The 18,111-nt window shown below is 59.4% G+C and carries 14 protein-coding genes and 1 pseudogene; 9 read left to right on the top strand and 6 right to left on the bottom strand.

The genetic code is table 11. The features are described from left to right. Positions 1–7 precede the first annotated feature (7 nt). The 3 genes from PAF17_RS12945 to PAF17_RS12935 are packed head-to-tail and all read right to left on the bottom strand — an operon-like array spanning position 8 to position 2,274. Positions 8–1,285, bottom strand: a complete 1,278-nt coding sequence (locus PAF17_RS12945; RefSeq protein WP_271889526.1) for a TRAP transporter large permease — start codon at positions 1,283–1,285, stop codon at positions 8–10. Continuing rightward, positions 1,275–1,778: a TRAP transporter small permease gene (locus tag PAF17_RS12940; protein ID WP_271889525.1), complete on the bottom strand. Its 504-nt coding sequence runs from the start codon at positions 1,776–1,778 to the stop codon at positions 1,275–1,277. Before PAF17_RS12940 ends, PAF17_RS12945 begins: the two co-directional genes overlap by 11 nt. After that, positions 1,771–2,274 carry an acyl-CoA thioesterase gene (locus tag PAF17_RS12935; protein WP_271889524.1) on the bottom strand — a complete coding sequence of 168 codons (504 nt, stop codon included), beginning with the start codon at positions 2,272–2,274 and terminating at the stop codon, positions 1,771–1,773. Before PAF17_RS12935 ends, PAF17_RS12940 begins: the two co-directional genes overlap by 8 nt. Before the next feature lie 183 nt (positions 2,275–2,457). Here PAF17_RS12935 and PAF17_RS12930 point away from each other — a divergent pair, with 183 nt between their 5' ends. From PAF17_RS12930 to PAF17_RS12900, 7 genes are all read left to right on the top strand, one after another. Beyond that, positions 2,458–3,465 carry a TRAP transporter substrate-binding protein gene (locus PAF17_RS12930; RefSeq protein ID WP_271889523.1) on the top strand — a complete coding sequence of 336 codons (1,008 nt, stop codon included), beginning with the start codon at positions 2,458–2,460 and terminating at the stop codon, positions 3,463–3,465. An 82-nt stretch (positions 3,466–3,547) separates the two neighbouring features. Further along, positions 3,548–4,519, top strand: coding sequence for an aminopeptidase (locus tag PAF17_RS12925; RefSeq protein WP_271889522.1), 972 nt, complete (start codon positions 3,548–3,550; stop codon positions 4,517–4,519). Between the two features lie 165 nt (positions 4,520–4,684). Then, complete coding sequence (locus PAF17_RS12920) at positions 4,685–5,662, top strand: aminopeptidase (protein ID WP_271889521.1); 978 nt, start codon at positions 4,685–4,687, stop codon at positions 5,660–5,662. A 69-nt stretch (positions 5,663–5,731) separates the two neighbouring features. Beyond that, entirely contained in the window at positions 5,732–6,817 is a 1,086-nt protein-coding gene (locus PAF17_RS12915; protein WP_271889520.1) for a Bug family tripartite tricarboxylate transporter substrate binding protein, read from the top strand. Between the two features lie 89 nt (positions 6,818–6,906). Then, positions 6,907–7,392 (top strand): tripartite tricarboxylate transporter TctB family protein, encoded by a 486-nt coding sequence (locus PAF17_RS12910; RefSeq protein ID WP_271889519.1) that lies wholly within the window; start codon positions 6,907–6,909, stop codon positions 7,390–7,392. A gap of 24 nt (positions 7,393–7,416) precedes the next feature. Beyond that, a complete protein-coding gene (locus PAF17_RS12905; protein WP_271889518.1) occupies positions 7,417–8,910 on the top strand; it encodes a tripartite tricarboxylate transporter permease in 1,494 nt (497 codons plus the stop codon). A 41-nt stretch (positions 8,911–8,951) separates the two neighbouring features. Continuing rightward, positions 8,952–9,659: a GntR family transcriptional regulator gene (locus PAF17_RS12900; RefSeq protein ID WP_271889517.1), complete on the top strand. Its 708-nt coding sequence runs from the start codon at positions 8,952–8,954 to the stop codon at positions 9,657–9,659. Between the two features lie 171 nt (positions 9,660–9,830). On the opposite strand, the gene PAF17_RS12895 is transcribed toward PAF17_RS12900, so the two are convergent. Then, positions 9,831–10,379 (bottom strand): TetR/AcrR family transcriptional regulator, encoded by a 549-nt coding sequence (locus PAF17_RS12895; protein ID WP_271889516.1) that lies wholly within the window; start codon positions 10,377–10,379, stop codon positions 9,831–9,833. 85 nt (positions 10,380–10,464) lie between these two features. Here PAF17_RS12895 and PAF17_RS12890 point away from each other — a divergent pair, with 85 nt between their 5' ends. Then, positions 10,465–11,958 carry an MFS transporter gene (locus PAF17_RS12890; RefSeq protein WP_271889515.1) on the top strand — a complete coding sequence of 498 codons (1,494 nt, stop codon included), beginning with the start codon at positions 10,465–10,467 and terminating at the stop codon, positions 11,956–11,958. A gap of 68 nt (positions 11,959–12,026) precedes the next feature. Here the strand turns inward: PAF17_RS12890 and PAF17_RS12885 are convergent, their stop codons facing one another. Continuing rightward, positions 12,027–15,734, bottom strand: a complete 3,708-nt coding sequence (locus tag PAF17_RS12885; protein ID WP_271889514.1) for a hypothetical protein — start codon at positions 15,732–15,734, stop codon at positions 12,027–12,029. Between the two features lie 397 nt (positions 15,735–16,131). Between PAF17_RS12885 and PAF17_RS12880 the strand changes: the two are divergent. Then, positions 16,132–17,289: pseudogene (locus PAF17_RS12880) on the top strand (IS3 family transposase). 476 nt (positions 17,290–17,765) lie between these two features. Here PAF17_RS12880 and PAF17_RS12875 read toward each other — a convergent pair. Beyond that, a partial coding sequence (locus PAF17_RS12875) for a hypothetical protein (protein ID WP_271889513.1) occupies positions 17,766–18,111 on the bottom strand: 346 nt, incomplete at its 5' end.

The raw sequence follows: 18,111 nt of genomic DNA, 5'->3' as shown, positions 1-18,111 counted from the left end.
TTTTCGGTTAGCGCATCAACAGTTGCGGCAGCCAGGTCGTCAGAGGCGGAACCAACGCGATGACGAAAGCACAGCAGATAAGCGCAAGAAAATACGGCAGAATAGCCCGTGCATAAGTCGTCACCGAGATCCCGGCGATGGCATTGACCAGAAACATGCAAAGGCCAACCGGGGGCGTGATCAGCCCCAACATCGTGCTGAACACCACCGTCACGCCCAGATGCACCGGGTCCATCATCAGTTGCGGCGCAAGAGTCAGAAGAATGGGTACGACCAGTACGATCAGCACCACCGTTTCGATCAACAACCCAAGGACCAGCAGCAACACGACCACCAGACACCGCAGCACCACCGGATCCGAGGAAATCGACAGCAACGCATCGGCCAGCGCCCGCCCAAAGCCCTCGCGCACCAGAATCCATCCAAACAGGTTTGACACCGCAATCACGAACATGATCATCGCCGTCAGCCGCGCGGCACCCAGGATGATGGGCAGCAAGGCGCGGGGTGCCAACTGGCGAAAGATCACCACCTCTAGCAGCAGGGCATAGAACACCGCGATGGCCGCCGCTTCGACGGGCGTAAAGATGCCCCCGACGATCCCCCCAACGATAATCACCGGCAGCAACAGATCCAAAGCCGCATGACGCAAAGCAACAAAGAACTCGTCCGCTTCGAACCGTTCACGTGTCCGATAGTTCCCGCGACGCGACATGATATAGACGGTCCCGATCAGAAAACCGGTCATGATCAACCCCGGCACGATCCCGGCAATGAACAGTTGCCCGATCGAGACCTGTGCAACCGATCCGTAAATCACAAAGGGCACACTGGGGGGAAAGATCGGCCCGATGACGGAAGAAGCCGATGTAACCACGGCACTCATCGGCGCGGGATAGCCGGATTTCTTCATCGCCGGGATCATCGTCGCGCCCTGCCCCGCGGCATCTGCTGTGGCCGAACCCGACATACCCGCCATCAACAGGCTGGACAGCACGTTGACCTGTGCCAATCCGCCCCGGACATGGCCGATCATCGCATCCGCCAGGCGCAACAGCCGCGCCATGATGCCGCCGGCATTCATGATCGCACCTGCCAGCATGAAGAGCGGCGCCGCCAATAGGGGAAACGAGTCCGCACCTGCGATCATGCGCTGACCCACGACGGGCCAAGGCGTCCCTGTCATCACGACATAGGCGATGGATGCACCTGCAATGGCATAGGCAATCGGCACCCCCACAAGGGCCAGTCCGAAGAACAGAAAGACAAGAACCTCAACGGCCATCGGATTTTACCCCCCGCAGCAGCATGAAGAGGTCTTGCGCCATCTGGGCAATCACGACGAGCATGGTCGCAATCGCACCGACGGGCAGCGCGCCATAAATAAAGTACATGTGGATCCCCAGCGCCGGTGATGTCTGGCTTCCAAGCGCCGCGATGGCAAAACCGGCCCAGACAATCGCCCCAAGGATCACCAGCACGACCAAATTGTTCACAAGCCGCAATATCAACTGTCCGCCAGGCGGCAGAAGCGGCGCGATCCAATCCACGCCGATCTGCTCGTTCTTGAGTTGAACCGAAGCAATGCCGATGAATGTCAGCCAGATCAGCATGAAACGCGCCAGTTCCTCGGTCCAGAACGGGGGGGCCGACAGCATGTAGCGCATCACCACCTGGATAAACACCGCCAGCGCCAGCACAACAAGCGTCGTTGCCATCAGGCCGTTCAACACCCACACCGCCGCACGGGCAGTTCTTGTGTTGCGTCCGTCAATCATGGCCAACCTCGCTCTTGAGCGGCAGACCATCACAGAGAGGTGCCGAGACGTTCGGATCAACGCGGTTGGCCAGCCTCGCCCGCACGTCCAAAGGCCAATGTGCTGATCGGCGCGCCCCCAGATCGACATGCATCGAGACCTGTTCAAGCAGCGCGATCACCCGGCTGTCATCTGCCGCGATCAGCTTGTGCCGATATTTGATCCGCTTGGCATCAACGCCAACGAGGGTGGAATGCACTTCGACATCTTCACCAAGCCGCGCCTCGCTGAGATAAGAGACATGCGCCCCAAGTGCAAACGTGCTGAACCCGGTTCGGGCCGCATAGGCCGCGCCAATCTGCAGGGCATCAAGCAGGTTGTCCGTGCCCTGATCGAACAGATAGGTAATCCAGGTGACATTCAGATGATCGTTGTAATCCGTCCAGTCCGGAATGATTCGCCGCGTGACGGGTTCAATGGCTGGAACCTGTCTTGCCTTGTCGACATCATGATTCATGCAACCCTCCATGTTTTATATCGTTCTTCGCGCCCGTTCTGGCCGGCGCTTCATTATCTTTTGTATACAGTAGACTAAAGACATTGAATTTGCTATCCTGTTTCTGACGGCGCCTGGTGCACGTCTAAAAATCCGCTCTTGTGCCGGGATCGGCAGCAACGCGGAACCACAGGGAGCAAAGACATGATCAACTTTTCCAATTGGCGGATGCGCGGACTGGCCGTTGCCATGTTCGCGGGCTGCGCGGCCCTGGTGCCTGCTACCGGTTCGGCCCAGAACGTGACGGCGAATCTGAACCACCAAATGACCGGCACCGTGATCGACGAGGCTGTTCAGCGCATGGCAGCGGATCTTGGCGATCAGAGCGAAGGGCGTATCGACATCAAGGTGCATTCCCGCGGCGAAATGGGCGGTGAACGCGACATGTTCGATCTGATGCAGGTGGGCGCAATCGAAATGGGGGTCACAGGTTCGGTGATCGTCTCAGCTGTGGCGCCGGAATACGGCGTGCTGGACGCGCCCTACCTGTTCAATTCACCCGAGCATCTGGCCAGGGTCATGGACGGGCCGATTGGCGACGACCTGAAACAGACCCTGATCGAGCGCAAGGGTATTCGCATCATCGGCCGCATGGACCGCGCCCCCCGGCATCTTTCCACCGGCGGCAAGGAAGTGCGCACCCCTTCCGATCTGAGCGGGCTCAAGATCAGGATGCGCGAAATTCCGGCCCAGATCGAGGCTTTCCGCGAGTTGGGCGCAAGCCCGGTTCCGATGGCGTTTGGCGAGGTCTATACCGCCCTTCAGACCGGCGTTCTCGATGCGCAAGAAAATCCTCTCGACATCATTATGGGCACCAGCCTGCATGAAGTGCAGGAAACGATCACACTCACCGGTCATGTGCGCGAAGTACAGTATCTGGTGGTTTCAGACCTTTGGTGGCAATCGCTCGGCGATGCTGATCGCGCACTTGTGCAAGAGGCGGCAGACCAGGCGATGAACTGGGGTCAGACGCGTGTTTATCAGGCAGATGCCGATCTCGTCGAAACGGCGCGGGCCGAAGGGTTGACCATCATTGAACTGACGCCAGAGCAACGGGCTAGCTTCAGCGCCGGCGTGGCCGATCTGCCCCAGCGATTTGCGGGCAAATGGAAAGACGGGCTGTATCAGCAGATCGTCGAGGCCGGACAGTAGCACATCCTTCCACATGCCGTCCCCAAAGTCCCATCGGCTCAGGGCGGCGGCATGCGACCGCCCATATGCGAAAGGCTCACCGTTGATACCGCTTATCCTCAAACTGCCCAATGCCCGGAAAGTGCTGCACCTTTTGGGTGCCGTCACCCCACAGACCAAGCTGCTGATCCTGCATGATCCCACAACAGCGGCCAACGCCGAGGCGCTTGCCGTGGCTGCATCAGAACTGGGCGCGCAGTTCAGCATGTTGCAGGAAATGCCCACGACGCATCACGGCGGACAGTTGTCCGAAATCGCCGCTGCGGCAATGAAGCAGGCCGACCTTGTCGTTGCGCCAATGCAAACCAACGCAGCGCACACAAACGCCCGCCGTGCCGCACAGGAAGAGGCAGGAACCCATGTCATCTGCCTTCCCGAGGCCACAGCGGATGACTTTTTCCTTGCTCCCGGCTGGAATGCGGATTTCGTGGCACTGCGCCCTCAGATCGACGCGCTTGGCGCCGCATTGGATCGGGCTGAAACGGCCCGCGTCACATCCCGTCATGGCACCGACATCACCATGTCGATCAAGGGCCGCCGGGGCCGGGCGCTGAACGGCTTTGCCAACAGTATCGATATTTCTGCGGGCTATTGTCTGGAAGCCTCTGTTGCTCCGGTGGAAGGCACTGCAAACGGGATCATCGTCGTCGATGCCTCGATCCCCGGCTTTGGCCTGATCGGCCCGGACCCCGTTATCATCCATTACCGGGACGGCATGGCCATCTCGATCGAAGGCGGCCCACAGGCAGATGGGTTTCGCGCATTGCTGGAAAGCTTTGCTGACCCCAATGTCTACAACCTTGGCGAGCTGGGTATCGGCATGAATCCTGAATGCCGGCTCGATGGCACGATGCTAAGTGACGAAAGCGTTTGGGGCGGGTTTCAGTTGGCGCTCGGCACTTCCGCCCCGGGGGGAAACTGCCAGGCTGCCGCACATTACGACACCGTATTGACCGGCGCAAAACTGGAGCTCGACGGCCAGACCGTTTTCGAAGACCGCAGATTGTTGCTGTAACCCGCCCCTCACCCCTTCTCGGCGACGCGGCCTTGCGCGTTACTGAGTCCGCTATAATTGTATACAGTCCACAAATTTATTGACCCATCGCCTCGCCTCGCTAAGCTCGGACAGACAAAGAGGATCACGAGGCGTGCCTGGAACGAAAACCACGAAGGAACCAAGATGCTCGAACGTATGGAAATGATGAAGCCCGTAGGTGTGATCCTTGATCAATGCCTCAACCTGCAACCGGGCGAACAGCTTCTGGTTCTTGCCGATACAGACAACCTGCGCATTGGTCAGATGTTTGCTCTTGCCGGCCAAATGCGCGGCGCCGAGACGATATTCCTGACATACAAGCCGCGCAGCCGCCACGGAGAAGACCTGCCAGGCATCATTGCCGAGGCGATGAAAGCGGCAGATGCGATCGTCGCCCCCACCGCTTTTTCGGTAAACCACACCTCTGCCCGCAAGGCGGCCAGCGATGCAGGCGCAAGGCTTATTTTCTTTCCGGGATGCAAGGAGGAAATGTTCCTCGATGGCTGTCTCGACATCGACTTCATCGCTCAGTCGCAGGTGATCGCCGACCTCTCCGAAGTTCTCGAACATGGCCGGGAAATACACCTGACCAGCAATGACGGCCGGACCGATCTGACCATCAACATCACCGACCGACACGCGGTGCCCCAGAACGGCATCTGTCATGCACCGGGCACGATTTCACCCCCACCCTGCATTGAAACTGCGGTGGCCCCGGTCGAATACACCACCCAAGGCGTGGTCTGCATTGACGGGGCCGTGGTGCCCGGGGGCGAAGTGCTTGAACCTTTCATGCTAACCTTCGAGAACGGTCGCATCGTCTCGGTCGATACCTCGACAAAAGATGGTCGTATGCTGGAGGATCTTCTTGCCAGCTATGACGACAAGGAAATCTACAGCCATGTCGAACTTGGCTTCGGTCTCAACCCCAAGGCGAAAATAGGCCGCGGCGTCGAGCTGGAAGATGAAGGAGAGTTCGGCACGATCCATCTTGGCATCGGCAATGGCATCACCTTCGGCAGCACAATCCGCGCGTCAGGGCATATCGATCTGGTGGTGCGTCATCCCATCGTCACCGTGGACGGCAAGGTCGTCCTGAAGGATCGCAAACTGTCCTTCTAATCCATCCGGCGCAAGCCCGCACAAGACGGGCTGTGCCACCCCAACCATCAGAACAGGGAGTTCTATGAGATGACAGATCATAACCGACGCCAGTTCCTGGCCGCTGTCGGAACCGGGGCACTTGCCATGACCCTTGCGCCCAAGGCGGCACTGGCCCGTGAATGGCCTGCACGGCCCGTGACCATCGTGATCCAATATGGTGCCGGAGGCGGCACAGACACGATCATCCGTGCGCTGGCGAAGGCGCTTGGAAAATCCTTTGACGTGGACATCCGTGCCGTCAACCAGCCAGGCGCCGCCGGAGCACTGGCCACAGATCATGTGGCGGGCAAGCGACCGGACGGATACTGGCTGCTGGGCAATGCCGATTACAACAAGATTTTCCGGGTACTGGGCTATGCCGACGAAGCGCCTTGGCAGACCTGGCAATTTTACAAGATCGGCCGGTCCCTGCCGGCCTGGGCCGTGCCCATCGACTCGCCCTATCAAACGCTTGGCGATGTTGTGAAGGCCGCCAAGGCCAATCCCGGCGGCGTGCGCATTTCGAATTCTGGTATCGGCACCGTCTGGCATGAGGCAACCTTGGTCGCGCTGGAATATCCGACCGGCGCAAGCTTTAGCCATATTCCATATCAAGGTGGAGCCCCGGCCGCCCTTGCCGCGCTTCAGGGCGAGGCAGATGTCGTGGCCACCGGCATTCAGGAACAGGTTGAATATCTGCGCAGTGGGAAACTGCGCAACATTGGCGTGTTTCTGGATGAACCGCTTGAAATCGACGGGATCGACACCCCGTTACAGCCTGTAACGGCGTCTGTTCCCGGCTCTGGTGATCTGGGGCTGATCCAAGGCGTCTATGCATTGGCGGTTCGCCGCGATTCTCCGCAAGACGTGCACGAAGCCCTGCGTGTCGCCGTTGCACAAGCCGTGGCGGACGAAGGCTTTGCCAAAGTGCTGGCCAACCGTGTCATGTTCCCCGAGTTCCTGACCGGTGAAGACGCCGACCGCGAAGCCGCACTCTTTGAATCCGTGACGTCGTGGCTGTATTACGACAACGGGCTGGAAGGTTTGCAGAAAACCCCGGAAGAGATCGGCATTCCAAGACCGGCTGACTTTGCCGCCGCATGGCCGCCAGCCGAGTATCGGGCGATCTTTTAGGAACCGCATATTCCTGCCCGTGGTCTGGGCGGGAATATCAGGCAGCCGGATCATGCCTGACAAGCGTTGGCCAAACCGAGAGAGGCAGCATGAACGCACAACGAGACACCCATTTGGTGCCGAGCATTCTGACGGCGGGGCTGGGCGGCTTTCTGGTCTGGAAGGGGCTGTCGATGCCCCACCCCCGGGGGTGGACCTCTTCCCCCGGGTTGTTCCCGATCATCATTGGCGCGGTCTTGGTGCTTCTGGCCCTGCTGCTGCTGATAGAACGCCACAAGTTCCACAGCCGCTCGACAGACCGGAAGCCAGTCGCGCAGGCCGCGATAAACGTCAAGATCATGGGGGCTGTCTGCGGATCGTTGGCAGTTTATATATTCGCGCTCAATTATCTGCCCTACGAGCCGCCGACATTCATTTACCTCGCCTTGGCCATGGCGGCCTTCGGCAGCAGATCACCCGGCGCCATTCTGGCGGCAGCCCTTGGCTTCACGGTCATCATCTCCTTGTTGTTCACTCGGGTTTTGGGAACCTTGGTTCCCGGCAGCTACAGCCTGCTAGAGCTGATCTCCTGGTGAAACCCATGGCCCGAAAGGTCTAACATGTTCAGTTTTTTCGACGCCTTCAGCGCATCGCCGATCCTGTTCTCGGTTCTGGGCGCAAGCGCGGGCATCATCTGGGGCGCCATGCCAGGTCTGTCGATGACCATGGGCATGGCGCTTCTGGCCACCTTTTCCTATGGGATGGATATCCAAAGTGCCGCAGCATTCCTGATGGGCATATACACCGGCGCCACCTTCGGGGGCGCAATCAGTGCCGTTCTCATCAACATCCCCGGCACACCGGATTCCGTGCCGATCCAGCTTTGCGGTTATCCTCTGACAAAGCAGGGACGCGGCGGCGAAGCGATCGCCACCGCGATCTTTGCCTCATTTATCGGCAACTGGGCCGGCATTCTTGCGCTCGCGCTGATTGCCCCTCTGCTCATCGTCTTTGCGTTGAACTTCGGCGCATGGGAACAGTTTCTTCTTGCGCTCTGGGGCATCCTTTTGGCGGGCAGCATATCGGGCGAGTCCTCTTCCATGGTCAAGGGCTGGATCTCGGGCTGGATCGGCCTGGCCATCGCAATGGTCGGTCTGGAACCGATTCTGGGTTATCCCCGTCTGGTCTTTGATGTCCCCGAACTGCGCGGTGGTGTCGCCTTCATACCGGTTCTGATCGGCCTCTTCGGTATCGCCGAGGTAATGCGCATCGCGGGCCAAAACAGCCAGAACACGGAAGCCCGGCCCACCGGCCGGATCTGGCCCCGATTTGATCTTCTGCGGCGCTATTACAAATCCGCCCTGCGTTCCAGTGCGATTGGTACAGTGGTCGGTGTGATCCCGGGGGGCGGGGCGCCGATGGCGAATTTTCTTTCATACGAAATGGGGCAGCGTGCTTCGGGCAAGCAGTTTCACAAGGGCAGCATGGAAGGCGTGATCTGCACCGGCACCTCTGACAACGCCGCGATTGGTGGCTCTTTGTTGCCCGCGCTTGCGCTTGGCATTCCCAGTTCGGCCGCCATTGCGGTTGTCATGGCCGCGCTGGCCTATCATGGCGTGGTGATCGGCCCCTCGCTCGAACAAAGTCAGCCGGGCTTCCTTGTCTTTCTCTTTGGCACGTTGATCGTCGCCAACCTTGCCATGTATGTGCTGGGCTTTGCCCTGCTGAAGCCCATCATCCGTTTGCTGGCGATGCCGCCCGCACTGCTGATGCCCATGGTCACGATGCTCTGCATGATCGGTGCCTATTCCGTCCAGCTTTCTGTTTTCGACATGTGGGTGGCGGTGGCCTTCGGCATCTTCGGCTATCTCTTGGTGCATTATGATTTCCCACTGGCGCCGATGGTCTTTGCGCTGATCCTGGGAAAGATCGCCGACGAGAACCTGCGGAAATCCGCGATCATCTTCTCGGAAAACACGATCTCGCAACTGCTGTCGCGCCCGATCGGTCTGATTATCCTGCTACTCATCGTCGCGACGATCATTTATGGTATCGTCGATATGTTGAAGGCCACAGGTCATTCCGCGCAGGATGCTGCCGATTTGAACGCGTAGATTTTTCCTTCGGGATTTGAACGAATAGGAAGGAAGGGATAATGAACAGCCAGACTGGGCGGCCAAAGCTGCCGGACGTGCTGGGCCTGGAACTGGCCGATATTATCGAAAGCCGCATCATCCGGCTGGAATTCGAACCTGACACGCATCTGACGGAACAGCAAATCTGCGCTGAATTTGATGTCAGCCGATCCCCCGTGCGCGAGGCGTTTCGCCAACTTGAGGCAACTGGTCTGGTCGTGCGTCACAAGCGCCGCGGCGTCCGGGTGACCCCGATGTCCTACCGGCATGTCGATGAAATCTATGCTGTGCGAATTCCTCTGGAAAGCATCGCCGCCACCCTGGCGACCGAGAACGCGACAGAAGACGATCTGGACTATCTCGCCGATACCGTCAAACAACTAAAAGACGCGCTTGCGACGGATGATGCTGCGGGCTTCTTTGATGCCAATATCGCCTATTTCGAACGCCTTCACAGCATCACCGGCAATGCGACGCTGCAAAACATATTGCGCGCGATCGAGAAACAGGCGATGCGCTATCGCTATTTCGCACATCGCTACAGCAAGGAAATGCAGCAAAGCTCGACGGCAAATCTCAGCCGCATCCTCGACCGCATGCGCGACCGGGACGTCGAAGGCGCGCGGTCGGATACCGAAGCCATGATGATGCAGGCCCACAAACTTATCGTTGATGTCCTCAGGGAATATCCCGCGCTGACCAAGGGCGTCGAGCCTGAGCAGGACTGAGCCGCAAGGGGTCACATCCCGTCCTGACATGCGAGTTCATTCAGCCAAAGATCGCGGCCGCCGGGGCAATCCGGCCGCCAGACGAGCCATACGAACGTGCTGGAATAGGTGACAGACCTACCTGCCCAGTGCTCACCGGGACACGCAATCGCCTTGTTTGCCCGCGCCGCGTCAAGGGCGGGTAGTCAACCCCGATATCATATCGTCAAATAGCGCCTTCCACTGCGTTTCCGTCAGATCGATCAATCCGAAAGCCGCCAGCAGAAACGCGCCTTCGCCCGCCAGGAACGCCAAAGCCATTCGCCGGTCATCAGGGTCGGTCAGGTCAAGGCGGTCAAGGCGCGCATTGTACCATGCGCGTGTGTCCGAAAGCTGGCCCGGATGCTGCAACAACGCCGTCATCATCGCAGCCGAACGCGAATTCTCGGCATCGTCGGCATCGCGCGTCGCCTCCAGATGGCCCCGGATCAAGGCGCGCGGTTCGGGATCGGGTCCGGTGCGCGCGGCAACATCGGCATCAAATGCGTCGCCCCAACGGGTGATCATGGCCTGAATCAGCCGATCACGCGTGCCAAACGCATATTGCACCCCCCCTTTTGTGATGCCGGCAGCCTTGGCCACAGCATCAAAGCTGAGGGCTGATGCACCGGTTGTCACCACCAACTGCTCGGCGGCATCCAGAACCTTGTCTCGGTCAATACTGCGTGGTCGCCCGGCCATTTCTCCCCTTTCATTACGATACGACTGTATTTATATTAGCAGCTGATTTCGCATTTTCCCATACCGCACCCGCAAGGATCTAATCATGCCTGCCCGCAACCGCTGGCTCGTCCTGACCATCGTGTCCAGCGCACTTTTCCTGATCGTGATCGACATGACGGTTCTATACACCGCGTTGCCGCGCCTGACCCATGATCTGGGGGCGACGGCAAACCAGAAATTATGGATCGTCAATGCCTATCCGCTGGTCGTCGCGGGGTTGCTGCCCGGCCTTGGCGGACTTGGCGACAGGATCGGTCACAAGCGCATGTTCCTGTCAGGGTTGGCGGTCTTTGGCGTTGCGTCGTTGGCGGCTGCGTTTGCGCCTGCGCCCGCGGCTCTGATCGCAGCTCGTGTCTTTCTGGCCGTCGGGGCGGCGATGATGATGCCCGCAACCCTTTCACTGATACGCCTGACATTCACGGACGAAAATGAACGCGCCCTTGCGATCGGCATCTGGGCGGCCGTCGCCTCGGGCGGGGCTGCCCTGGGGCCGGTAGCGGGTGGTTTCCTGTTGGAATGGTTCTGGTGGGGATCGGTCTTTCTGATCAACGTGCCCATTGTCCTTCTGGCATTTTTGGCTGGGGCCGTCGTCCTGGTGAACAGGCGGCCGTCACATGCCCATCCGTTCGACCTGATCGGCTCGGTCCAGATCATGCTGGGCCTGGTCGGCCTGGTTTACGCCATCAAAGAGGTCAGCAAACGCGATCCGTCATGGCTGGCCGCCGCACTGGTTCTTGCCATTTCGGCCATTTCCATGCGCGCATTCCTGCGCCGCCAATATGCAAGCGCCAGCCCGCTGATAGACTTTGCCCTGTTTCGCAACATCCGCTTCACCTCGGGGGTTGTTACGGCACTGGTGGCGTCCGCCGCACTTATCGGGGTCGAGTTCGCCTTTAGTCAACGCCTGCAATTGGTTATGGGGCTTTCGCCGCTTCAGGCGGGGCTGATGATCCTGCCGATACCGGCCGCGTCATTTCTGGCCGGCCCGTTGACAGGTCTGGCCCTGCCCCGATTGGGATCGACGCGCGTCTTGACCTGGTCGCTGGCGCTGACGGGTATCGCGCTTTTGTTGTATTTGCTGACGCGAAACGCGGCGATCTGGATATGGCTGCCTTTGCTGGCGGTCATGGGCTTTGGGGTGGGCGCGGCCATGACAGCCGCGTCCAGCGTGCTCATGCTGTCGGCACCCGAAAACCGCGCCGGTATGGCCGCATCCATAGAAGAGGTGTCCTTTGAACTGGGCGGTGCGCTTGGCATTGCAGTTCTTGGCAGCGTCATGACCGCAATTTACACGCGCACCATGATCGTTCCGGCAGGCGTGGCTGCCACGGCGGCGGACAGTCTGGACGAAGCGATTGTTGCGGCCGGGGCGGTCAGCGGCGCGACGGGGGCTCAGGTCATCGATCTTGCGATGTCGGCATTTGACCGCGCGTTTGTCGGCGTCATAACCCTTGCCGCTATGCTGGTCATGGCGGCGGCCCTCGTGATTTGGCGCAAGGCGAACGAACTTCGCCAGAACCTTGATGCCACGTCATGAAGACCGGCCTGCCCAACTGCGCCCCGTGATGCCAAACCGATACGTGACAGGTGGGCAGGTCACCGGAACTATAGGTCGATATCGGCAGCGCCCTCGATCAACTCGGTCTTGTCTGGCGCTGCCTTTTCTTGCCAGGAAAGTGTCTGGATTCTGGACGGGTCAAGCAACCATGTCACCAACCGCAATTTGTCCGCATAGGCGCCCAACTCGACGACCATCATGGGCTGGCAGCTTGAAAAATCGGGCGCGCCCTGCGCGACCGGACCAAAACCGGGCCAGGGCAATGCCTCGGCCAGGGTCAGAAACGCGCGATCCTCATTGCTGTTTATGGTCAATACCTCGCGCATCTGCCGCCCTACGCTATTGGTCAAATCGGGCATGCATTGCGGCATCGAGATCGCCGGATTGAACCCCCAGACATAGCGGGCCAGTGGCCGCCCCCCGCGCCGGGTTTCCTCGGAAAACGCGGGATCTCCGTATTTCTTCAGGACAGCACCCAGCACGCCTTCGGCAGACACCTCTGCGGAATTATATTCGGCCAATCGCCCAAACCCCAGCGCTCCTTCCTCTAGCCGCGCATCCGTCAGCGACAAAAGCACTTCGCCAGCGGCATTGTCGATCAGCATATCGGCCTGAGTAACCAATTGGGTCGCAGGCAATGTGCCATGACCCTGAATCGAACCGGGCGCAAGTTCGGGCGTAAAACCCTGAGAGTAACGTCTCTGCATCGCCCCATGGGCCACAAGCACGCCTTCGATCACGTCTGGCGGCGACGCCAGCGTTACCCCTTTGATGTCGAGGGCCTGCGCCGGCGCGACTGATTGAGCGGCCACCTGGGCAACCGGCACGCGAACAGGTTTGCCGGTAGGATTTGGGATATGGCGTTGCGGCAGCGCATCCTGCCCGTAAAAAACGCTGTCACTCACATCAAGATCGATCTGCAAGACCCCAAGGGATCTTGCCGCCGGTGCCCGATCGACGGGCGGTTGCAGCGTCACCTCACGTAGTCTTGCGTAATGGCGCGTCTGCGCCGCAAGGCGGCTTTCGTTGGGCAACAGAACCGGCGAATGCAATATCGCAACCGCATCCGCGGTGCCGCTTTGCGCGGCATCGAACCCATCCGTCACGGCATCAAGCCGTTCATTGCCGATACAGGCCGAGGCCGCCGGATGGCGGTCGGTGCGCAGCAGCCCATATATCGGTCGCCCACCGATTTCGACCAGCCGCCGGTCTGCCAATACCGGTTGGCGATTGGTCACATTGCGCGCCACCCGGTCCAGGGCGGCCAAGGTTGCGCCGACCGATTGCGCCACCTCGGCATAATTCAACGTTTCCAACAGGGCGCGGGAATTCGGACCAAAATTGTTCACTTGTGACGGCGCGGCATAGACCTGCACACCGCAAGACGCCTGCAAATAGCTGTTGGCGACAGCAATCACGACATCCTTGGGCAAAGCAGCGGCGCGGGCCTCTTGCCAAATGCGGAAACGCGGGACAAGCGCAGCGCGCTCGACCCGGTTCAGCCGCTGTGGCATTGGGTCAAAAAAACGCCCCCAAGGCAGGTCCGTATCGAATTGCGTGCGCAGCTCGCGGTGCAATCGATCCAACAGCATCCGATCCATCGTGGCGTCATCCAGCTCGTCCCCCAATTCTGCCACAAGAAGCAGGTCCAGGTAGTCGTGATCCAGAACGACCCGCTGCGGAGCCTGCACAGGAGAAGTTGCTGCCTCTTGTTCGGCGGGCGTGTCCCCAGATTTCAACATGATCCGGACCAGTGGCAAACCTGTCTGATCCTTGCGCGATGAAAACAACGCCACTTCGGTCAGCTGCAGATAGACCACCGGATTCTGGCGCTTCATCGCCGCGGTCACGGGCTGAAAAGTGGCGCGATACTGCACCCGTCCACCAATATCCGCCAAAGCCTGATCCTGTTCGGATGTCAGCTGGATACCGGTCAGGATTGATGTATCGGCCAGTTCGACATCCGGTGCCAGCAACCCGCTTTCATTGCTGGAATAGGTCCATCTGAAATCCGTTGCGCTCCAGCCGGACGCCCCCTTGGACAAATCCATTTGCCCTGTCAGCACCAGCCGAGCTGGCATCGCGATCTCTTGCGCCTTGGCCAGCGGGTCCGCAACCTGGCCCCGCCGATTCATGCCCTGCGACAAAATCATCGGATCGTCGGCCACAGCCATCGCCGCCGCGATCAGATCCTCGCCCCGGGCGCCGGGATCTTCGGCGATCGCGGCCCATTGCGCCAATTCGTCCTGGTCGGCAATCGGCCGTTCGGGTCCGCGATATTTTGTCGGGTCAAGATCCATCAGCTTGTTTCGCATCAGGGAATCTATGTCAGGATGTTGCGTTGCCGCGTGCAACGATGCCATTTGCAGACCAAAGCCCGGCACGATCTGTGGAAGTTGCAGCGGCCCTTCCAACGGAAAATCGACCTGGCGTGACGTTAGATCAAACCGGGCGTACAATGTCACATTTCGACGCCCGGCCCCATCGATCGCTGTCATACGATCCATCAAGGTCGTGGCCTGTTCCTGCGGCGCAGTGAGAAAATCGGGCAAACCAGTCAGAATTGGATATTGTCCACTGACCAGCCAGCCATTGGTGCGCAGACTCAGCGAAAACCCGCCACGCGTGAAGTCATATTCCGACAACGAAAAGGAAGCTGTCGAGGCCACCGGCACCGGCCCATTTGGCAAGGCCCCCCGCAATTGAGGCCAAAGCGCACGAAGAACGTCATCTTCGGCCTGCCGGATGTCAATATCGTTCAATGTCGGCGCAAACGCGCGCCGATCCCTGCCCAGCCGGTCAGGAGGGATAAGCGCATCCTGCAAACTGCGCGGCGTGAATTCACCATATAGTTGCCAGAAAAGGTCCGGGCTCAGCCGTCGCGATATCACTTCATCCAGCGGGACATCGGCCAAGGCGCGCCATTGCAGCAGATTGATCAGCGGCCGATTGCCATTTTGCATTCGGTCCTGATAGGCACCATCCTGCTTTTGCAATCGCAGCACCCGTTCAATATCGGTCAATTCGATCTCTGCGTTCTCGGTGGGTGGATCGGGCAGACGCCAGATCAGATCGCCCGCGACAAGCTGCCTGTCCACCGCTGTCGTCTCGTGCAGTGCGACCTCCGCCACGACGCCCCCGGCCGTTGCAGTGCCATTTTGCGGAACCGTGCCCATTTCCCGAATCGTAATTCGCGCAACCACCATGACACCGCGACGCGATTGCGCAAGCTCTTCAAGCTGCGCCCTTACGGACCCGTCAGGTTGCAGGGATCCAAGATCGAACGGCTGCACGGGACGCACCAGAACCGGGGGCGTTTGCAGTGGCGCACGGATGGTCAGTTCCTCTAGCGTGCCAGAAATGGCGGAACGTTTCGGCGCAGAGATCCGAAGGCCAACCGTTCCGTCCTTGGCGAGCTGCAAAGATGCGGGAAAGCTGACCACGATATCCACCGGCAGTACTGAAGAATCTTGCAGCTGCGTCGCAATCCAGGTCCTGGCCTCATCCAGCCGTTCGCGCTGCTGCTGTTCGGTCAGTTCGCCATAGGTTTTTGATATTCCGGGATCAACAAATCTATTCAGCGTAAAATACAGACTGCTTTCAGCATCTTGCCCGGAGAGTTTTGAAGGATTGGCGCGCAATGCTTCCAGAAACAATGTCTTGACGATGTCATCCTCGCCGCGGATCTGCGCCCCCGCCATACTCGCCCAGAACAACAAGAACAAACCTGCGATCAAACGTCCCGGTTTTATCATCCTGCCACCTTCCTTGCGGTCACATGCGGCAAGGCCCGCCGCATCGAACTAAGAATGTCATGTCGAGGTTAAGCGGCGCGAACACCCCGAAAAAGGTCGCGTGCCAACCTGTTCGATTGCGCACATCTTCTAATTCCATCAAGGTCGTGAATATCGAGGGCATGGATCGGGCGGTTCCCGGCACGTATCCGAAATCCGGTACAAAGGTCCAACCGGAAACAGGCTGTGTTATGGCACGTAAAGCGTGTTCTGATCATAGAGCGGCCATGCAAAAGATCCATACCAACCGGGCCAGTCTATCGCCCTGACGAAACCACACAACCCATTATCGGAGAGGTTGGTCGCGGGATTTCGGACCAGTTGCCAAGCTTTATCGCCTGACGACGGAATGCCCCGGATGACGAAGCGGAAACGCTATTCGGCAGAGTTCACGGCCAGGGTTGCGCTTGAAGCCATTCGCGATGAGCTGACGACGGCCGGGTTGGCCAAGAAATACGGCGTCCATCCGACAATGATCAGCGGCTGGAATGAGGCATGGGCGCGCCACCGGTCCGAGTGCCATGCCGAACACCGTGATCGAGAACATCGCATCGGCGCTTGGCGGTTCCGCCTCGGCCGAGCCGGCGATTTCCGAGAAGGATGTCGAGAAGCTGCACTCCAGTATCGGCCAGTTGGTCGTGGAACGCGTTTTTTGTCGCAAGCCTCCAGTCTCATCCTCGGCACTGGAGGCAGCAAGCCGTAAGGCGGGACCATTCCGATCCCAGTGTCCGGCAACAGTGCAGCCTGCTGTCGCCGGCGCGATCCAGCCTCTCCTGCCACCCGCGCGGGGAACGCGCAGAGACCCTGGCCTTCATGGAAATCATCGACCGGCAGTTTCTAAAAACGCCCTGATACGGCTCGCGGCACATGCAGCGAGAGGGGCGCCGATGGGGCGGCATCGGGTGCGGCGGCTGATGAGGTTCATGCGGCTGGGGCCGATTTACCAGGAGCCGAAAACCAGCAAGAAGCCTCCGGCGCACAAGATATTCCCATATCTTTTGAAAGACTTGCTCATCAACCGACCCAATCAGATCTGGTGCAGGCGCATCAACTACATCCCGATGCGCGGCGGATTTCTGTACCTTGTGGCCGCCATGGACTGGCACGGCCGGAAGGTGCTGAGCCGGCGGCTGTCGAACGCGATGGACGCGGGATTTTGCGCCGAGGCACTGAAGGAGGCGCTGGCGAAATACGGCCCGCCGGACATATTCAACTCCGACCAGGGCCGCAATTCACCAGCACCGATTTCACTGACGTCCTGCGCGACGCCAGGGTGAAGATCTCGATGGACGGCCGCGGTCGCAGGATCGACAGCCGGATGATCGAGCGCTTCTGGCGATCCCTCAAATACGAATGCGTCGACCTGTACGCCCTCAAGACCGGCGCTGAGGCCCGGAACGGCATCGGCACCTGGATCAGCTACGACAACGAAAAACGCCCACACTCATCGCATGGGTTGCTGACGCCCGACGAGGCCTATGGTCGCCGGACCCCGAACCTGAAGATCGCCGCCTGACGTGAAACCAAAGCTATAGTTTAGCCCGGCGGAAAACTGGTTAAAAAACCCGGACCAGCTCACTGACGCGATGCGCTCCATCAGGTTGCCTGGTTGGCCGTCTGGTTGGTCATCCGATGGTGTCGGCTTCGGCATTTGCTTCCCCTCCTGAGACCTGAGGGTGACCCGATAAGAATTTTGCTGAGGATCAAATTTCTGGGGTGTTTGAAAGCCGGTATTGTCGCTGGGTCTGCAAAAGTGGGCGAAGTGCTGCTATGGTTTGTGTCTACGCGCTTCGCGCCTTTTCTATCCGCGCCTTAGTCGTAGCAAGCATCAGCCTACTCGAAGCGAATGTCACCTGTCTTGCAAAGACCCTGATCGATTTCAGCGCCCATGTATGTCGGATAACTCTGCCCATGCGTGGTGATTTACGCGTTGATCAGCAGTAAAAACAAGAATGCGTGTCTCGCGGCTTTCGTTGACTGGCGCCTTCAGCGTTACCCGATCGCTGTGGTGCGAAAGCGACAGCCGGACCGTTCCACTGGAAAAGTCTCCTGACTGATCCCGACCTGGCAGCAGATATCGGAACCGGCGCGCCTTGCGCGGGTGGCTTCGAAATACGCGTCTGGCTCATACGTTCTGCCCTGCCCCCCGCCCGCCGATCCCTCGCTCATGAGGAGAGTCTGTGGGTATGGTTCTGGCAATTGTCGCTCTCGCGCTTGCTTTTGAATAGCCCCTAGATTCGTAGACGCCTTCTTCCCTAATTTTGAGGCAAGGAGGCCGAGATGGGCAAAGGCAATTTCAGCGCCGAGTTCAAGCGTGACGCGGTCGCGCAGATCACCG

It is taken from the genome of Paracoccus onchidii (assembly GCF_028294535.1).
GTDB classification, from domain to species: domain Bacteria; phylum Pseudomonadota; class Alphaproteobacteria; order Rhodobacterales; family Rhodobacteraceae; genus Paracoccus; species Paracoccus onchidii.
Note: the sequence above shows the minus strand (reverse complement) of the source record. Positions and strands in the feature narration are given on the sequence as shown.